Origin of the sequence: Halalkalibacter wakoensis JCM 9140, assembly GCF_000513095.1 — a bacterium.
GTDB classification, from domain to species: Bacteria; Bacillota; Bacilli; order Bacillales; family Bacillaceae_D; genus Halalkalibacter; species Halalkalibacter wakoensis.
The window spans coordinates 1-19,199 of sequence record NZ_BAUT01000032.1 but is presented as its reverse complement, the minus strand read 5'-3'; the positions used below and the strand labels follow the sequence as shown (position 1 = coordinate 19,199).

Here is a 19,199-nt window from a genome sequence, read left to right as displayed (position 1 = left end):
GATGCAAAAAGACCCCTCCATTGATCGGGTGGACCTCAGTTTCCATCGCATTAATTTTAACATATTTTTCCTTTTTAGTTTGTTATTTGGAAGAAACGCTCCCTTCACTTCAACAACTCGATTTCTCATCAACTTCATTTTTTAACCATTCTTCTTCTGCTTGATATCTATTCAAGGCTTCTGAAATAGCCTCTTTAACTACCCTTGAATACTCGTTTTGCAATTCCTGTTTTAATTCGATGATTTCTTCTCTTACTAATTCTAATGCTCTAACTTTATCATCTGTAGACATATATTCATAAATTTTCCTCATATAGAAACATCCCTTTTCCTGACATTTTCCACATTAAAAAGGAACCAGGATGACAATCGCTGATTCCTATCATAATGACCTAAGCCTTTTTCACAAATAACTCTAATAACTCTTTGGCACTATGCACTTCTTTATCTGGTTGATAGGGAGAATCAGCTGGTAAATCTTTCTTACGATGATTCATCCAGATTGCTTGCCAGCCTGCTTGTTTCGCTCCGATTATATCTTTTTCAAAGTTATCCCCGATATACACGGTGTTCGTTTGGTCTAGGTTCATTTTCTGTTCAATAAAATCAAAGACTTCTCTTTTCGGTTTTGCATGACCAATCGTTCCAGAAATAAACGTCAGTTCTGCCGGAATCCAACGACTAAGACCCAACTGTTTAATTTTCATTGCTTGATGTGTTTCTTCCCCATTTGTCAGAATTCCAAGCTGTTTTCTCTCTTTGTAAAGCACATTTAGTAATTCTTCGACTTCGGGAAACAAGGTAATGTTTTTTTGTTCGATCACATACGTTTCATGAAAAAGAGTCGCTTTTTCCGTATCGATAGGGATGTTAAAATCCTCACAGGCATGTATAATCCGTCCCGTTTGCCATTCAAATTCGGATATTTCACCCGCTTCACTTTGATCAAATAAAATCTCGCTATATTTACGACTTGCTTTATAGAATTGGTCCATTTCTTCGTCTGAAAAAGGCTCTTGAAAAAGCTTTCTCACCGTTTTATGAAAAGATTGTGCCTGGTCATACAGTGTATCATCGACATCAAAAATGATTGTATCCATTCTCATAGCCCTCCTTTTAGTATGATCATATCACTAATTGATTAGCGAGAGAAAACAGAGAGCCTACTACTCCATTCATCTATTCAAGAAAATAAATAAGAAAGACGAATGCTTTATATGTATTTCTCCTTATTACTTGATTCATTGCAAATAACGGTGTTCTGTGCATGATTATTATTTTTTCGGACAAATCTCACCAAAGTGTAAAGCTTGCATATTTTAAAATAGAACTAGTAAAGGAGGGTTTGAGATGTACCCTTACGACAGAAGATTTCCTGGTCCCCATGTCTATCCACCACCTTTTTGGTTTTATCCACCTTACTGGGGACTTCCACCTCGTCCGCCATTTTGGCCACCTCCATTTCCAATCATTCAACATAGAAGAGGCCCATTTTAGGGTTTCTTTTTTGCGCAGTATCTGTCTACTTTACAGTAAAAATACATTACATTTAATCTCGACATCCCTCGGGTCATGACAGGCACTTGCCTAACCTGCACGGACTTATCCTTTTGCGTAAGGGACATATAAAGCCATTAGCCACTTCCGCTTTTTCCCTACTCATTCTCTATAACACTGTTACATTTTTAGGTAAAATCCCTTCTTCTATCCAATTCTCTAACATTTGATTAAAGTAAATAGGGTTTTGTAAGCTGACTCCGTGGCCGACTTGAGGAATGATAATCCCCTTACAATTAGAATGGGTTGAAACTAAATCGACCGCTGACTTTTTCATTACTGCTTTTTCCTTTTCTCCAACAGTCACCAATATTTTAGCTTTAGCTTTTTTAAAATTTTCCGGTATTGTAAATGACAGATTTTCTTCTAATATTCTAATGAGTGTATCGGGTTTCATTTTAAAACTTTCTTTGTAATATGTATCAAAATATTCTTCTCCGATATAGAGTGTTTTCGCTTGGAGTTTTGAGAATGATTTGATTTTTACTAAGGGAAAAGACAATTTGATCGACGGTCTGATCATTTTTCTTAGAATGGAGTTTGGTCTTACTAATGCACTGTTAATCATCGCATAGTCAGCTAAATCGGGATTCAGACTCAACAGTTGAATCGTGACTTGTGCACCTAAAGAAAATCCAACAACCGTGACGCTTTTACCGTTTGCTATTTTTTCTATAAGCTCATTTGCTTCTTGGGCACTTACTAGCATTGAAAATGGATCTGTGTCTTCACTTGCTCCTTGTTCAGGAAGGTCGATTGTAAGGCAATGATAATGACGAAAATATTCAATTTGTTTATCCCACATCCAGCTGCTCACTCCACCTCCGTGTAAAAACACGATTAATGGAGCGTTCTTATTTCCATGCTCTTGATAACTCAGACCCAAACTTTTCACCTCTTTATGTTGATTTTCCGTTACGTAATCTTCCACTTACGGCCATTGCTCTTCCAAAGCAACACCTTATTTCAGGAAGTTTTATTCCTCTCTTTTACATAATTATCGTAAGCATCTTGAACTTTGTTTTTTTCTGGCACAAGATGTTTGTGTATGTCTAAGAGTAAAAAGAACCCCCTAAAGACACAACCAGCAACAATCCCGAAAGCTATGATTCCACCTAAAAGTGGACCGAGCAGCATAAGTAAAATTGAACATCCTATTACACTAAGAATAATGGATACTAGTAAATACATCATGACCTCCGTGTTTAATGGTTAGCACTAGACTAGACGCGACGCACTTTCTGCTACGCACCCGCAAAAAAAGTGGGTCAAGGTACCTGTCCGAGGGCACTGAAAAAGGTCGACTTTCACCTTTTTTAGTGCCCTCGAAGGAATGCGCGAAGCCGTTGCAGTCTTTTGAAAAAGCTTGGTATGAGTGGGTTTCTCATACCAAGCGCGCAACGTGCGGAGCCATTCCTACTTAAATAAAAGTCACTGAAAAAGGTTGGTTTTTACCTTTTTCAGTGGCCTCTACCTGTCCCCGTGACCCATTTTTTATGTTAACATTAAGAATGTTCATATGGAATATTCTTGTAAAAAGTGGAACAAAAACTATATTAAAATTGTGGTGTCTATATCATGAAAATCTACTCTACTGAGGCGTTGTCTAAAAATAAGATAATAGAATTTCTCCAATTGCATTGGGGTAGTTCAGAAATGGTTATATCTACTGGAACCTATGATTGCAGTACATTAGATGGTTTTACTATCCTAAATGAAGAAGAGAAAATGATTGGCTTAATTACTTACATCATTAAAGATAACGAATGCGAAATCATTTCACTAGATAGTATCGAAGAAGGAAGAGGGATAGGGACAACCTTAGTTCAAGAGGTAGAAAATCTTGCTCTTCAAAGAAAATGTAAACTCGTCAAACTCATAACAACTAACGATAATTTAGTAGCATTAAAGTTTTATCAAAAACGAGGTTTTTTCATGTCCAAAGTTATTAATAACGCTGTTGAGAAAGCAAGAAAGATCAAACCAGAGATTCCCTTCATCGGTAATGATGGGATCCCTATCCGCGATGAAATTGAATTAATAAAAGTCATCGACTAACGAAAGGTTTAGGTTAAAAACTAACTACTAGTGCCTGTCACTACTTATACCAAGTAAGCGGACACTGGTTCCGCTATTTCACCAAAAACTAGCATTTTGAAAGGTTTCGCGGACAGAGAATCCGCTATTTCCTGAAAATCGCCTTCCTCACACCTCTCAAAGATGAAATAGCGGAACCTCTGTCCGCGAACACTCGAAAATCACTGTTTTTGTCACAGATAACGGAACGTGAGTCCGCCTGGGATCATGATGGCACCTCGTCCCGCTAGGAAGTGGGTCAAGGTACCTGTCCGAGGGCACTGAAAAAGGTCGACTTTCACCTTTTTCAGTGCCCTCGAAGGAATGCGCGAAGCCGTTGCAGTCTTTTGAAAAAGCTTGGTATGAGTGGGTTTCTCATAACAAGCGCGCAACGTGCGGAGCCATTCCTACTTAAATAAAAGTCACTGAAAAAGGTTGGTTTTTACCTTTTTCAATGGCCTCTACCTGTCCCCGTGACCCACTTCCTATAACCCCATGATTTCTGCAACGAGTTGGTGGGAGTAGAGTCGGGCTTTGTGGTCATAGACCATGGTGCTCACCATAATCTCGTCTGCTCTTGTCTCCTCTAAGAACAATTCCAACTCTTTCTTTACTTTGTTCGGACTTCCGATGATGGTGGAAGCTAGTTGTTTTTCTAGGACTGCCTTTTCATATGGGGTCATGAGCTCATTCAAATTCTTTATTGGTGGTTGCAGCTGTGATGGTGTGTTCCTCATCATGTTTAGGAAGCTTTGTTTGATGGAAGTCGCTAGAAATTCTGCATCCTCATCTGTATCTGCCGCGATGACATTTACTGCTACCATGGCGTAAGGCTCTTTATATTCCTCCGACGGTTGGAAATTCTCATAATACAATTGCAAAGCTGGCAGTGTGTTTTCTGGTGAAAAGTGACTAGCGAAAGCAAACGGCATTCCTAGTTGTGCTGATAATCTGGCGCTAAAGCCGCTTGAACCCAACAGCCAAATAGGGATATTCGCCCCTTCACCAGGGATGGCTTTTACCGCTGCCGTACCTTGGAAGTACGCTTGCAGTTGCTCTAATTGCTCCGGAAAATCATCGCCATTCGTGTAGTTTGCCCCACGCAGCGCATGAGCTGTTCGTTGGTCCGTTCCCGGTGCACGTCCTAATCCTAAATCAATTCGGCCTGGAAACATCGCTTCGAGCGTTCCGAATTGCTCCGCGATTACAAGTGGCGAATGGTTGGGAAGCATGATTCCACCCGAGCTACACGAATCGTAGACGTATGTGCTGCTACATGACCGATGACGACCGATGTTGCAGAGCTTGCGATGCCGGGCATATTATGGTGCTCCGCTAACCAGTACCGTTTAAAGCCTAGTTTTTCCGTTAACTGAGCTAACTCTATCGAATGTTGAAAGGATTGGCTAGCCGTCCCCCCTTGCACGATCGATGCAAGATCAAGAACGGAAAAAGATATATCGTTGATGGAATTTGCTGGTCTAGTTATGGGCATGGAATATACACTTCTTTCTTTTAGCTTTACTTTGTTGGATCATAATTTCTTCTTATCATAACAGGGAGAATACACGTTTTTAAAATGAAATGACTTAGTTGAAAGGTTGCATCCGTGTGCAAATCGTTTTCTTATTAAAGAATCCTGCTCCTTTTACTTTACGTAAAATCATACAAAGCCAGTTATACTTTGACATAAGAATCTAGTTTGAAACTCGTTAGGTAAAATACGACGAAGAGACGACCGCTTAAGTAGCGTCATCGTCTCCATAATTTTTCAACAGTGTCATTGTACAGTGTAGCAAATGACTTAGTAATATTCATTGACCTTTTCAACATAGGTAGCCATTACAACGATTTTAAAACAAACCCTTCGTTAATTGTAAATAGGTGGCATTTGTTGTTGTTCAGTTTTTAGGGAAACGTGAAGTTCCCGGTCATCATTAATGGAAGCGAAGAAGACGCGATTTAGTTGCGCAACCTGTCTTCTGTGTAATTCAGCCATTAACCATTGTCGATTTAAGCCTAAATAGTTTAATATATCTTCGTAAATTTTCCCTTCCATAATTAATGGATAAGACAAACTTTTGCTTTTCTTTTTTGCATCTATATCCTCAATGGTTACTCCCAATTTATTTTCTTTTTTTAACACACTTATTTGTCCATTTGCTTCGATAATGGCAATTTTCACATCACTTATATCAAAAATATTTTTTTGTCGTAACATTTGCAACACGTTATCAATGCTATACCTAATCTTTTTTAAGTTTCCCGCTAAGATTTTCCCATCTTGAATGACTAGCGTAGGTTCAAACGTTATTTTTTTCCCTATTTTTCGATTCGTAATGGATAAGTAAGCAGTTAATCTTTGTACCAGGGGAATAACGATAATGGCTAAATAAGTATAAGCATGATCCACTTCTGGATCAGCAATGTCAGCTCCTACAACATTGGCTAAGGTCATAATAATCAGAAAATCAAAAATAGGCATTTCTCCAATGGATCGTTTGCCCATATACTGTGTGATTAATAAAAATAACGGGAAGATCGTAATAATTCTCACTAATATAATTGCTGACTCTTTTAGAACCTCCATATGGTTTCACCTAATTCCTTTTTTGGAGTATATAAGCTGCATGAGTTTCAGGATAGTTATCTCCAATAGGACTTACAGTTATTACTTTTAGCACTTCTTCTTTGCTGCAAGTTCAACTCAAATCCATACATGTTTTCCCCTCCACCGGAAACCCTAGTAAAGCAAATAAAATCAGGAAGGACGATGCATGATGGACGATACAAAACAATTTATCGACAAACTACATGACAAGCAACAAAAGGATGAACAAAATAGAAAGCGTCAAGGAAACGGACATCCTGAAAAGAAATTACCGCATAAGCAACATTAAGGAATCAGCAGCAAAAAAGGATTTGTCCACGACAAATCCTTTTTGTATGCAACTATAACATCTTAAACACGGAAAGCGTGAGGCCACTTGGCCCAACAAGGGTGGGTCAAGGTACCTGTCCCCCTGACCCATTCAAATATCATCTAAAGAACACTTTGTCTACATTGTACTTTGCCTTGAGTTCATTAATCATAAACGTCTCATAGATTTCTCTATGTACAGGGTCTTCGATTACACAAACCTCAATTTTCGTCACTTCATCTCTATTCGTTTTGATTGGCGCTACCGTATCTTCAAAATGTTTTTTGATTCTTTGTCTTAACTTCCTTGCCTTACCGACGAACAATAACTCTTTCTTCTCATTATAAAACATAAAAATGCCACCCTTATCTCTAGGGATTAGATGAAAATCAGTAAATCCATAGATATTACTTAGTTCTGGATGGTCCTGTTTAGCAATCGTTACATTCGGTGTTGGAATCGTTATATTGATCACGAACGTTCACTTCCTTCTTAACTGTAGCTATAAAATCGATATGTATAGTTGTTCCTCTTAATTCTTTATGCCCATTCAGTAAATATCATCCTTTACAAAAAACTCAGGTCAGCCACATTAAAATAATACCGACATAACGTTTTAGGTTTCCACCCTACAATCCTTTAACGATTATGAGAGAGGCATATTAAGATAAATTTTAAGAAACATTAGGTATTCTAGGCATTGTGTGTTATGCTTCATCTAACCATTTTACCACCAGTATCATGTTTGCCCCGAGGCTGACTTCATTAGTCAGCCTTTTTTATATTGGTTTTTTGCACAAAAAAAGGACTCTAATCTAGAGTCCTTTTTCCATGATTATGCCTTGTTTACATTTACAGCTTGAGGTCCGCGTTGACCTTGCTCTACATCAAATGTAACTTTTTGGCCTTCATCTAAAGATTTAAATCCTTCGCCTTGGATAGCTGAGAAATGTACGAATACATCATCTCCACCTTCAACTTCGATGAAACCGAATCCTTTTTCTGCGTTAAACCATTTTACTGTACCTTCTTGCATGTTTGTTTCCTCCTGCGGTGGATACGTCCACCATTTATTACTATAGATGTTCAGGTATCAAAGGCGAAAAGTTTAAACCACTTATTCATTCCTACAGATCGAACAAAAATAATTCTTCTTTAGAATAACAGATCATTTCCAGAAAAGCAAACTGTGATTCATTTGGAATTTCTACCAAAACAAAAAGCTTTTTATTTCCTGACATAAATCCGCTTGAGACGATGCCTCCAGTTCTGATCCACTTCCTAATTTGGAAATTTAAACTAGCAACATATAGTTAACCTCATTAGAGAACTATATCAATGGGCGATTAAGCCTAAATATCATTTTGGAGGTTTTATTTTATGAATCAACAACAACTTCAACAAGCTTTACAACAAGCAGAACAAGCTCTTACTGCTGCTCAGGCATCAGCAGATCCGCAACAAATTCAACAGGCTCAACAATCTCTGTTACAAGCTCAGCAACAACTTCAATCTGGAACTCAAGAACTACAACAGACAAACAATCAGCTTCAACAAGCACAGCAACAGGTATCACAACAATTACAAAATAGTAGCTCCCCTCAACAAACAACTACAACAACGGTTAAGGTAACAAAATCCTCAAAATAATGTTAGATCTGTAAAATGATTAATAAGGGTGCAATTTTTCATTGCCACCCTTAACCTAAACATTCTGAACGAGTTCACTTACTGAGATGATCCGCTATAAATGGGTCAAGGTACCTGTCCCCATGACCCATTGAATAATTTTTATTCTAAATAAGGATGAGAATTAAAAAGGCGTATATCATAATAACTAATATGGTATAAGGAGAGGGTCTTATGAAGGAGCATCAAACTAGATTAACAGCATCTGAAATTGCAACACTTTGGAGTAGTTGTCAAAACAATAGCATGGCCATCTGTGTGTTTAAATACTTTCTAGAACATGTGGAAGATGAAGATATCAAATCAGTGGTCACATACGCACTACATACGTCAGAAGAAAACTTGCAAGAATCGCAAAGAATTCTTAAAGAAGATAAACAGTCAATTCCTGTTGGGTTTTCAGATGAGGATGTGAATGTAAATGCTCCTCGTCTTTATTCAGATACATATTACCTAAACTACATCAAGAATATGGCAAAGGTAGGTTTGTCGGTTTACGGTGTGGCTCTAGCTACTTCAGCAAAGACAAGTGTGCGTGATTGGCTAAGCAAAGCCATTCAAACATCAACAGAGATGTACAACAAAACAAGTGATGCCCTATTGTCGAAGGGTTTATTTATCAGGCCACCTTATGTTATTACGGATAACGAAATAGACTTTATTGATCAAAAAAATTATAAACGTGGTCTTTTAACGATGAATCCTAGAACGATAAATGTTATTGAAATAACTCATGTTTATGCCAATATTGAAACCAATTTAGTAGGACAAATATTATTATCCGGACTTGCCCAAGTAGCCAAGGCAAAAGAAGTACGTAAATATTGCAATAGAGGAAAAGAAATAGCTACCAAACATATTGAACAGTTCTCCAACATTTTAACAGACGATTACATTCCTGTACCGATGCCATCAGACCTTACAGTGTCTAACTCAACAACTGCACCATTCTCGGACAAGCTAATCATGTTCCATACAGCACTGCTGATACAATCAAGTACCTCAAACTACTCAACAGCGGCTGCAGCCAGTTTAAGAACCGATATCGTGACAACATACGTGCGTTTAACAGCAGAAGTCACTACCTATGCTAATGATGGTATAAATATTATGATTGGCCAGAGCTGGTTAGAAGAACCCCCTCAACCAATAAATAAAAAGAATTTATCTAATTAATAGTGGGTCAGGGGGACAGGTTCCACCTCTTTTTGTGGGATAAGAGTGTGATAATGAAATTGGGTATTCTACGTATTCATATGAGGCTGACTAAGGAAAATGCCAGACCGCGAATTCGAGAATAGAGATAGACTTATACCATAAGTTTATTTATCCAATTTGTTAAAAGGTCAGGCATTCATTTAGTCAGCCTTGTTTGTATTGGTTGTTTGTACAAAAATAGAACTCTAATCTAGAGTCCCTTTTCCATAATCCACTATTTGCTAAAAATCACCATTTTGACATCTCTTCATCACGAAATAGTGGAACGTGTGTCCACTTACCAAAAAGTGGGTCAAGGTACCTGTCCCCATGACCCACTTCAACCTTATCTCTTTTTATTTCCTTTATTGTTATCACCGCTAGCTGGTTCTTTGCCGTGTAATTCTGGTGCATTTTGATTACGGCTACCGCCTTTGTTGTACTTTTTGGTCATCTTTTCACAACTCCTTTCTTCGTTTCTTCTTCAGTTTATCCTTTTTTTTAAATCATATGATTTAGCCCGAAGCGACCGAGTAAAAAGCTTTCGCAAATAGCGTTGAACCCTTCACCCTACTTTTCCGACTGGATGATACGGGTGTTAAATGACAAGCGGGGCCTCTAATATTTTTAAATTAACTTTTTTCATTAATGTTCAAATCAGAATTGGGTATTTTAAAAATGGGAGGTGCTGAACATGATTGCTTATTTCGGTGCTATGCAGAAAATAGAAGATTTTACGAATACAGCAAAGGTTCAAAACGTCGATAACGTAATTGGTACAATTGGCTTTTGGCTTACATCTGACATTCCGTCTGCTAAGCCTTATGCAATAGGAACAAAAAAAGTTACTCAAAAGTCTGAAACAGAATTTTGGGAAGATGGAGCACCTAAGGTTATTCAAGTTGATCAGCCGGTAATTGGCTTTATTTACAAAATATTTCTAGATGAACCGCATCTTAAAATATATAATTCTCATACCGTTTCCCCTTATGAACTGTTTATGAATGACCGCGATAATTATTGTGAATATATTCATGCAAGAAAATCGAACTTCACCTGGAAAGATGAGGCAATTCTTTTAAATATGGAGGAAGCCAATGAAAACTTCCGTAACAGCCTTATTCGTGAGGGGTATGAAGGTTTTGTCATAAAAAATGGCAAAGCACAAAATGAAGGGCCTGACTTGTATTGTCTTTTCTCACTAAATTCTCCGCTCATTTCAGATATTATTCCAGTAGAATCGTTGTAGTATGAAACAGCACTGTTCCTCAATAAAAAAGCGGGTGAGCACAGCCCGCGATTCTCTATATGCTGCTCTCCTCAAAAAGGGCACCATTCCTTCTCTTTCGTTCCCTTTTTCATGCTACCCTCCTCAAAAAGGGCACCATTCCTTCTCTTTCGTTCCCTTTTTCATGCTACCCTCCTCAAAAAGGGCACCATTCCTTCTCTTTTGGGTCATGGGGACAGGTTCCTTGACCCATATTTATGCGTAAGAAGACTCATGATAATGAAATTAGGTATTCTACGTATTGTGTGTTATGCTTCATCTAACCATTTACCACTTGTATCATGTTTGCCCCGAGGCTGACTACGTGTAAATGCCAGAACCGACAATTCGAAAATATAGACTTGTACCATAGGGTTTAGCTATCGGATTTGTTAAGAGGTCAGGCATTCCTTAGTTAGCCTTTTTTGCACACAAAAAAGGACTCTAATCTAGAGTCCTTTTTCCATGATTCTGTCTTGTTTACATTTTACAGCTTGAGGTCCACGTTGACCTTGCCCTTCTCCAGCTGCTACTAAAAATAGCGCCTCCTCCTAAAACGGAAATGTTCTATACTCACTCTGTACCGAAACCCATTTACTAATGGTTAGTTCTTCGACAATCCACGGATTTCCGAAACGGCCTATGCCGCTTGCTTTAGTTCCTCCAAACATGACATTTGCCTGATCATTTACCGTTTGATCATTAATATGAGTCATTCCTGCTTCGATTTTTTGAGCAAACTGTTCTCCCTTTTTTACATCCCTTGTGAAAATAGCGGATGATAATCCATATTCAGTTTCACTTGCTAGTTGAATGGCCTCTTCGTCCGTCTCGGCAGGAACAATTTGAGCCACTGGTCCAAAAAGCTCAGTTTGTGCAAGGGTTGAGTCATTTGGCACATCAACAAAAATATGCGGTGGGATTACATTTCCTCTACGCTCACCCTCTAGAGCTACTTTTAGCCCCTCTTGTTTTGCTTGAGTAATTAAGTTATTAATTTTATCTGCTTGCTTTTCATTAATAACTGGTCCAATAACAGTTTCTGGATCTTTGGGATCTCCTACCTGCAATGCTTTGACACGGTCTACAAATTTTGATACAAATTCATCGTAACAGTCTTTCTGTACAATGATCCGATTAATACTCATGCAAATCTGTCCATTATGAACAAACTTCCCAAAAACAGCCGCATCTACAGCCTGGTCTACATCTGCATCACTAAGGACAACAAACGGACTGTTTCCACCTAATTCTAATGCAACTCGTTTTAATTGTTGCCCTGCAATTCCAGCAATATATCTTCCTACTGGTGTTGAACCCGTAAAGCTGATAAAGTCCGAATGAGGATTGGTTAAGAACTCATCTCCCACTTCCTCAACGTCTGTTAGAATTGAATTGAATACTCCCTTTGGCAATCCGGCTTCTTCAAATGCTTTTGCAATAATTGAGCCCCCTGTAATCCCTGTTTGAATGTCAGCCTTATGAACGAGAGCATTCCCTAATGCAATGGCCGGAGCAATTGTTCGCATGCTAGATTCATATGGAAGTTAAATGGTGTAATACATGTGATAACTCCAAGTGGAAGTCGATAAACACGATTACTTTTCCCTGGTGTATGCGAGGAAACTTCTTGATAGGTATAAATCTCATTAACCATATTTGTTGCTTCCTCTAGCTCCTCAAGAGCCAATTTCACCTCGACACGTCCTTTTAAAATGGTCCCACCTGATTCTTCTATAATCATGTTAACAATGTCGTCTGCATGATCTTTGATGTATTGCGCTGCCTTCTCTAGTACTTCTTTTCTTCGTTCAGGGGTGGACTTGGCCCACTCTTTTTGAGCAGTACTTGCTGCTTGATACGCTTCTCTAACCTGATCAATGGTCGCCACAGGAATAGCAGCAATAACCGTTTGATTGTATGGATTCACATTTTGATACGTCCGTTCACTTAATCCCTCGACCCACTCCCCATTAATATAATTTTTCCCTAAATCAGTGAACTTCGTCATGATTTTCCCCTCCATTTGGGATTCAGCTTTGAATCCAAGCTTTTATAATAGGTATACGTGTATATGTATAATTTCGGTTGTTAACTCTCCAAGTTAAACGTAATTTTCAAGGTTATTAGTTAAGGAACCTCCTATTGACTAGGAAGTCCCTTTTTTCTTTTACTTCCAAACATCCTCTGCGATCTGAACAACGTGACGAACCTTTTCCCATTGTTGCTCTTCTGTTAGAAGGTTACCTTCTTCCGTTGAAGCAAAACCGCATTGCGGGCTTAAACAAATTTGATCTAAACCAACATATTCAGCTGCTTCCTTAATTCGAGCTTTTACATGTTCAGGGTTTTCTAAATCACCAAATTTAGATGTGATAAGGCCAAGTACAAGCTGAAGGTCATCACGTTTTACAAAACGTAACGGTTCAAATCCGCCTGAACGCTCATCATCAAACTCTAAGAACAGTCCATCAACATTCAAACCCCCAAAAATGATTTCAGCGACATTATCATAACCACCGCTTGCCACATAAGTTGATTTAAAGTTCCCACGACAAATATGCATCGTAATCACCATATCGTCTGGCTTTTTAGCAATAGATCATTAATCGCTCGAGCAAATAATGTAGCGAGTGTTTCAGGCTTATGTCCCTTAGCCGCAATCAATTTTTGCCCCTCTTCAGAAAAGAAGACAGACCATGATGTATCGTCTAATTGAAGGTAACGGCACCCTGCATCATAAAAGGCTTGAATGGCTTTTTGATAGGTTACAATTAAATCGTCAAATAATTGAGCGTCATCTGTGTAAGCAGATTCTTCAATTTGACCTCTGAAAAATAACATGTTCGGACTTGGGATTGTATATTTCGCTACATGTTCACCAGCAATACTATGTAAAAACTTATAGTCTTCAATCATTGGATGATTTGTAAAGTCCACTTTTCCAGAGACCTTGATACCATGGGCCTTTGTTTGAACTCCTTTAAATTGAATACCAGAATCTGTCTCGAATAGCTCCACACCCTCTAGTTCCGAAAGAAAATCAAAGTGCCACCATGCACGTCTTAGCTCCCCGTCTGTGACTGCCTGTAATCCAACTTCCTTTTGTTTCTCAACTAAGCGAATAATTTCCTCATCTTCAATCGCTCGAAGCTGCTCAGCTGTTATTTCATTTCTTTGCTTTTTTAACCGCGCTTCTTTTAAACGTTCAGGTCTTAAGAAACTACCTACATGATCAGCACGAAACGGCACTTTTGTTTTTACGGTCATTCTCTTCATCTCCCTTTATCTGTATGCTATTTTGTATATGTATCATAGCATCGGAGCTGGGGTATAGCGTAACTGCTATAATTAATAGGTAGCTATAACTAAAAGCTATATCATCGATAATTTGCTATAGCCCGTCATTATTTATTGCAAAGGTATAATGTTGAGTCGAGACAGAAAATAACTGCTGTAAAGGGGCACTATAGAGTAGTCCGCCCTTTCTTGTATTGTCTTTTTTGCACAAAAAAAAGGACTCTAATCTAGAGTCCTTTTTCCTTTATTATGCCTTGTTTACATTTACAGCTTGAGGTCCACGTTGACCTTGCTCAACATCAAATGTAACTTTTTGGCCTTCATCTAAAGATTTAAATCCTTCGCCTTGGATAGCTGAGAAATGTACGAATACATCATCTCCACCTTCAACTTCGATGAAACCGAATCCTTTTTCTGCGTTAAACCATTTTACTGTACCTTCTTGCATGTTTGTTTCCTCCTACGGCGGATGATGTCCACCAATTTATTACTATAGATGTTCAGTTATCAAAGGCGAAAAGTTTAAGCACTTATTCATTCCTAGAGATCGAACAAAAATAATTCTTCTTAAGACTAACAGATCATTTCCAGAAAAGCAAACTGTGCATAATTTGAAATAAATACCAGTCTCATAAAAGATGTGATGCTTATCTATACTTAACAAAAACTGTTTATTTGATTTTCAGTGATCCCTTTAATTAATCTCAGTTCACTAATCAAAAATTCTTGCGCGTTATCGAACATTTTTTTTTCGCTTGAATTAAGTGCTTTCTCTTTCTTCATACGCCTTAAATCACGTACAACTTCTGCACCTTCTTGTATCTTACCCGTTTTCATTTTGTCCGTGTTCAGTTTATACCTTTGTTTCCACGGCAGCAATGCGTCTGTTTCTCCGTGCTGAAAAACGTGAATGATGTTTTTTAATTCAATTATGTCCGTAACTGGTCTTATATTTAAACTCGATACTTTACTCGTAGGAATCATGACTTGCATATGACTGATTAACATTTCCATGACATAATACTGTTGTTTTTCCCCTGAGATTTCCTTTTCTTCTATGGCTTTTATTATACCTACTCCGTGCATGGGATAAAAAATGTTATCGCCAATTTGAAACAAAAAATCCACCTCCATATAGTACAACCTACTTAAGTATAACACAGATATTATTTTTAACAAATTTTTAATAATACCATATACTCACAAAACAGGTCAACTACTTCCCCTTCAAAAATCTCCCAAAACAAAAATAATAGAAATCATTTGGTTTCAACCCTGGTTTTAAGTGGGTCAAGGAACCTGTCCCCGCGACCCACATGTCCACTTGGGATGCTGTCTCCATAAAAAAAGTGGGCCGAGGTATCTGTCCTCCGACCCATAATTTCAATGCTATTGCAGCCATTACCATTATTATTTCAAATCAATTAAAATAAAACATTGGTCATCGCTTCGATAATAACTGTTTCTCTCTTCTTGTAGCGTTTTCGACAGTTTTTCTTTACATCCATGTAAAGAATCAAAAGCATGTTGGTCTATCCATGAACTCAAATAATCTTGTTCAAGAGGATCGGAAACCCCATCAGTATATAGGAGAATCCTTGCTCCTCTTGTGTATGAGAATTGAGAAGATTTGAAATTGATCCCTTTGAATGACCCAATAGGTGGCCCTTGAGTTTTCAGCTCTTTTTGTACCCCCGTAGAATCTCGATAAATAGCAGGCGGGTGACCTGCATTAATGTATTCAACCGTTTGTTCTTTTGTATCAATGAGAATGTAAATAGCTGTACAATAATGCCAGGCATCATCGTCACTTTCAAAGAAATGATGCATTTGATCATCTAATTCTTTCATTATTTGATTTGATGGAACTCCTTTTGATATTAATCGCTGAAACAAAGTAACAAGTGACATCGTAATAAGAGATGAAGAGATCCCATGTCCCATAACATCTAACAAGATTATTCCATACTGATTCTCATTTATTTGGTAAAATCCATAAATATCACCTGACAATTCATTAGAAGCCTGATAGAAGGACTCAATTTGAAGATGCTCATTATCAATTGCTTCTGTTAAGATCGTCTCTTGTATTTTTTTAGCTAGTTTCAGTTCCTTTTGGGTATCCATTTTATATTGGTGATTTTGTTTATTAATTCTTAGAATTTCTTCTTGCTTTTTTTCTAAATATTCTAGAACTCGCTTTAATTCAGCATTAAGCTGTTCTTTTTCTACTAATCTCTCTTCTGCAATCCTTTTTGCTTCAAGCAATTGATTTTCGTAATTATTTCTTTTCTTGTTGGAGACAACCACACATGAGATGCTTTCATCCTCTTTAGCCGAAGCATACATGAGTACCGGTACTTCTTCCCCTTTTTGAGACATAAACTGTAAATGCAACTCTTCTACTTCTTGCTTTTGAATGAAAAGTGGATGAAAAATAAATTGGAAGAATGCTTGAGTAGATTTATATAGGATGGAACGGACACTTTTCCCCATTAATTGTTCTTTATCATAGTGAAGCATATCTAATAATGTTTGATTAATTGATAGAATCTCATAATCCTTCGAAAGCGTTAAAAGGCCACCAGGTAAAGTATTTAAATTACTTTCCATATAGAGCACCTGTACTTTTTATAACACTTTTCGATTGTTCATTTAAAAACCTTTTCATTGTATCCAAAATTTCTTTTGGATGACTAATATGCGGACAGTGACCGGTCGTGGGTAAGTAGGAAATCGTACTATTTGGTAGCTTCTCTTTCATGTATTGAGAAACTTCCTCTGGAACAAAAAGATCGTTATGACTATGTATAAGTAAAGTTGGTACGGTGTTGTCTTGTAAGTATTCACGGTAGTCTGTAAAAAAACAGACTTTGGCAAATTCGTATGTAATATCCGCGGCATTGAAGCGAAACTGTTCCTCTATCCCTGTCTTCATCTCAGGTTGATTCGACCCGTTCATAATAGTTTCAGCAATCAACGTCGTCCACTCAAAATAATTTTTCTCCATTAGCTCTAATAAAGCATCTAGTTCCTCTTTTTCAAAACCTCCATGATAGTTGGGTTCATTCAAAAAAGAAGGGGAAGATCCAATCATGACCAATGTTGAAATCGTAGCGGGCTGTTGGATAGACGCAAGCAGTCCGATCATACCTCCAACTGAATGCCCCACAAAGATCGCATTAACTAAATCTAACTCGTTACAAATTTCAAGTACGTCCTCTACATAACCAGAAATGGTACGATATTTCTCCGGATCATAAGCCGTTACATCTGAATTCCCGAACCCAACATAATCAAATAAAATCACTTGATAATCCTCTTCAAATGATTCAGCAATAGTCGCCCATACTTTTTGATCAAAGCCAAAACCTGATGCAAAAATCACTGGCTGCTTCCCTTTTCCAATAATGGTCACATTGTTTCGAGTTAGCGCACTCTCTGTCATGACTAATACCTCCTTCGATTTGATTTATGTACTATCTATCATAACAAAGTTTGGCTAATAAATAGAGAAATTACATAAATTAATAGACAATTCCCTGTTGCGCAGGGCCATCGCTCTTTGTGAGTTCCTCTATATAGATAGGAGCGGCGAGAAATCTCTGCTTCTTTTACGATGGCTAATTAATGGAGCGAGAGGCCACTTGGATTTAAATCAAGAGAATATATCAAAAGTAAGGTGTTGAGTATTCAAGTTTCTTTAGCACTTATTTTGAGACTGAAACATTGATTAACGATTACGCAACGTGAGCCCAATTGAGACGATGATATACGCAAAAAAGTGGGCCGAGGTACCTGTCCCCCCGACCCAACTTTACTATCATTTACCCACCGTATAAGTGGGAGAAGCAACAGGATTAGATTCACTGTTTTCTTACTACCTACTTGTCTTAATAGACATATCCTGAACCTTTTTTACATAAATGTAACGATCTCATTTTCACAAATCTAAATTCCCTCTCTTTATATGAAACCGACTGAGAGCATTCAGACATTATTTGTTCTATTTGCTTTTTATTTAAAAGAGGGTCCATGTTTAATAAATAAGCAATATTCCCAGAAAACCTGGCGCTTGCTACACTAGTTCCCTTCATATTCGTATATTTTTTATTATCATCGTGCCTAGGCAAGGTAGCATATTGTCCATCTTTTACAAAATCGGTTCTTTTTCCGTAATTACTTTTTTCTGCAAATCTTCCATAAGGATCTACATTACCTATGGCAAACACACCTTCTACAGATGCAGGAAAAGCAACTTTATCTTTACTGTTGTTTCCAGTGGCACCAACAAATATAACACCTTTCTGTTGTCCTAACCATATAACCGGACGAATGAATATACTTTCAAGAGTGTTTGTTGAAAAGCTCATGTTAACCACATCTGCACCCTTAACTATTGCATAAAGAATTGATATAGATATAACATGATTCTCCGTCTCCTCCTCTAACATTTTGACAGGAAGGATCTTGATATTATTATCACGTTGAACTATAGACCCAGCCATTGCTGTTCCATGCCCATCATCATCAGTAGTATCATTATTGAAATCCAAAAAATTGTAACCTTCAATCATATTCCCTTTTAAATCTTTATGCTCAGCATTGACTCCTGTATCCAATACAGCAACTATCGTTTCATCTGTATCGAAATCCCAAATCAATAACAACCCTACCATAATCATTACAACGAAAGTAAAGTATATGAAAACATAAAATAGTTTACGTATCATCTTTACTCCTTTTTAGCAATTATTGTAGTTTACCTGTTGCAGGATACAATATATTCATTTTTGCTAAAATGGTTAATGATCTATTATAGTTTCTAATAGTAGACACTCCAAGCACACTAAATAAAAATAGTGTCCCCATCCGTATTTTGTCGATGATGTCGACTTACTATTGGGTAGCTATGGTACTTAACATGATGCATTCTACTTTTTTTGTATGTATAGAAAGAAAAAAACTCCATTATGGATTGCTTTAAGGTGCCTGGCAACGTCCTGGGATGATAGTCACGTCGCTTTCTCGGAAACAACTCATGTAGTACGAAAAGAAACAGATCGTCTTACAGGGGGACATGATGAGTTTTCGAAGAAGTTTACTCATAGCGTTACCATCGACTTATTCGAAGAAGACTCTTTACTGTTTATACACGTAAAAAAAGACAATCCATTGGATTGTCTTTTATC

The 19,199-nt window shown here is 37.7% G+C and carries 16 protein-coding genes and 3 pseudogenes; 5 read left to right on the top strand and 14 right to left on the bottom strand.

Annotation, left to right across the window (positions count from 1 at the left end; all coding sequences use genetic code 11):
* Positions 1-109: 109 nt before the first annotated feature.
* The 3 genes from JCM9140_RS12825 to JCM9140_RS12815 form a co-directional block, all read right to left on the bottom strand.
* A complete protein-coding gene (locus JCM9140_RS12825) occupies positions 110-313 on the bottom strand; it encodes a hypothetical protein (RefSeq protein ID WP_034747050.1) in 204 nt (67 codons plus the stop codon).
* A 79-nt stretch (positions 314-392) separates the two neighbouring features.
* Complete coding sequence (locus JCM9140_RS12820; RefSeq protein WP_034747047.1) at positions 393-1,100, bottom strand: HAD family hydrolase; 708 nt, start codon at positions 1,098-1,100, stop codon at positions 393-395.
* Positions 1,101-1,666: 566 nt separating this feature from the next.
* Positions 1,667-2,443, bottom strand: coding sequence for an alpha/beta fold hydrolase (locus tag JCM9140_RS12815; RefSeq protein ID WP_034747086.1), 777 nt, complete (start codon positions 2,441-2,443; stop codon positions 1,667-1,669).
* Positions 2,444-3,135: 692 nt separating this feature from the next.
* Here JCM9140_RS12815 and JCM9140_RS12805 point away from each other — a divergent pair.
* Positions 3,136-3,615, top strand: a complete 480-nt coding sequence (locus JCM9140_RS12805; RefSeq protein WP_034747041.1) for a GNAT family N-acetyltransferase — start codon at positions 3,136-3,138, stop codon at positions 3,613-3,615.
* Between the two features lie 503 nt (positions 3,616-4,118).
* Here JCM9140_RS12805 and JCM9140_RS12800 read toward each other — a convergent pair.
* Together JCM9140_RS12800 and JCM9140_RS12795 are read right to left on the bottom strand one after the other, a co-directional pair.
* Positions 4,119-5,128 (bottom strand): annotated as a pseudogene (locus JCM9140_RS12800) (LLM class flavin-dependent oxidoreductase).
* A 375-nt stretch (positions 5,129-5,503) separates the two neighbouring features.
* Entirely contained in the window at positions 5,504-6,223 is a 720-nt protein-coding gene (locus JCM9140_RS12795; protein WP_034747039.1) for a DUF421 domain-containing protein, read from the bottom strand.
* A gap of 187 nt (positions 6,224-6,410) precedes the next feature.
* On the opposite strand from JCM9140_RS12795, the gene JCM9140_RS12790 reads away from it, so the two are divergent.
* Positions 6,411-6,533, top strand: coding sequence for a DUF4023 domain-containing protein (locus JCM9140_RS12790; RefSeq protein ID WP_439644296.1), 123 nt, complete (start codon positions 6,411-6,413; stop codon positions 6,531-6,533).
* 139 nt (positions 6,534-6,672) lie between these two features.
* Here JCM9140_RS12790 and JCM9140_RS12785 read toward each other — a convergent pair whose 3' ends face one another.
* A complete protein-coding gene (locus tag JCM9140_RS12785; RefSeq protein WP_034747036.1) occupies positions 6,673-7,029 on the bottom strand; it encodes a nucleotide excision repair endonuclease in 357 nt (118 codons plus the stop codon).
* A 360-nt stretch (positions 7,030-7,389) separates the two neighbouring features.
* Positions 7,390-7,590 (bottom strand): cold-shock protein, encoded by a 201-nt coding sequence (locus JCM9140_RS12780; RefSeq protein ID WP_034747027.1) that lies wholly within the window; start codon positions 7,588-7,590, stop codon positions 7,390-7,392.
* Positions 7,591-7,934: 344 nt separating this feature from the next.
* Here JCM9140_RS12780 and JCM9140_RS12775 point away from each other — a divergent pair, with 344 nt between their 5' ends.
* The 3 genes from JCM9140_RS12775 (at position 7,935) to JCM9140_RS12765 (ending at position 10,689) form a co-directional block, all read left to right on the top strand.
* Positions 7,935-8,204: a hypothetical protein gene (locus JCM9140_RS12775; protein WP_052002247.1), complete on the top strand. Its 270-nt coding sequence runs from the start codon at positions 7,935-7,937 to the stop codon at positions 8,202-8,204.
* Positions 8,205-8,417: 213 nt separating this feature from the next.
* Complete coding sequence (locus JCM9140_RS12770) at positions 8,418-9,419, top strand: DUF3231 family protein (RefSeq protein WP_034747033.1); 1,002 nt, start codon at positions 8,418-8,420, stop codon at positions 9,417-9,419.
* A 715-nt stretch (positions 9,420-10,134) separates the two neighbouring features.
* Positions 10,135-10,689 carry a hypothetical protein gene (locus JCM9140_RS12765; protein ID WP_034747030.1) on the top strand — a complete coding sequence of 185 codons (555 nt, stop codon included), beginning with the start codon at positions 10,135-10,137 and terminating at the stop codon, positions 10,687-10,689.
* 569 nt (positions 10,690-11,258) lie between these two features.
* Here the strand turns inward: JCM9140_RS12765 and JCM9140_RS12760 are convergent.
* The 7 genes and pseudogenes from JCM9140_RS12760 to JCM9140_RS12730 form a co-directional block, all read right to left on the bottom strand.
* Positions 11,259-12,718: pseudogene (locus tag JCM9140_RS12760) on the bottom strand (aldehyde dehydrogenase family protein).
* Positions 12,719-12,877: 159 nt separating this feature from the next.
* Positions 12,878-13,977, bottom strand: a pseudogene (locus JCM9140_RS12755) (5-methyltetrahydropteroyltriglutamate--homocysteine S-methyltransferase).
* A 277-nt stretch (positions 13,978-14,254) separates the two neighbouring features.
* Positions 14,255-14,455, bottom strand: coding sequence for a cold-shock protein (locus JCM9140_RS12750; RefSeq protein ID WP_034747027.1), 201 nt, complete (start codon positions 14,453-14,455; stop codon positions 14,255-14,257).
* A gap of 209 nt (positions 14,456-14,664) precedes the next feature.
* Positions 14,665-15,141: a CarD family transcriptional regulator gene (locus tag JCM9140_RS12745; protein ID WP_034747025.1), complete on the bottom strand. Its 477-nt coding sequence runs from the start codon at positions 15,139-15,141 to the stop codon at positions 14,665-14,667.
* A 276-nt stretch (positions 15,142-15,417) separates the two neighbouring features.
* Positions 15,418-16,620, bottom strand: coding sequence for a SpoIIE family protein phosphatase (locus JCM9140_RS12740; RefSeq protein ID WP_034747023.1), 1,203 nt, complete (start codon positions 16,618-16,620; stop codon positions 15,418-15,420).
* Positions 16,610-17,455, bottom strand: a complete 846-nt coding sequence (locus JCM9140_RS12735) for an alpha/beta fold hydrolase (RefSeq protein ID WP_034747021.1) — start codon at positions 17,453-17,455, stop codon at positions 16,610-16,612. Before JCM9140_RS12735 ends, JCM9140_RS12740 begins: the two co-directional genes overlap by 11 nt.
* 445 nt (positions 17,456-17,900) lie before the next feature.
* Complete coding sequence (locus tag JCM9140_RS12730) at positions 17,901-18,740, bottom strand: S8 family peptidase (protein WP_034747019.1); 840 nt, start codon at positions 18,738-18,740, stop codon at positions 17,901-17,903.
* Positions 18,741-19,199: the final 459 nt, after the last annotated feature.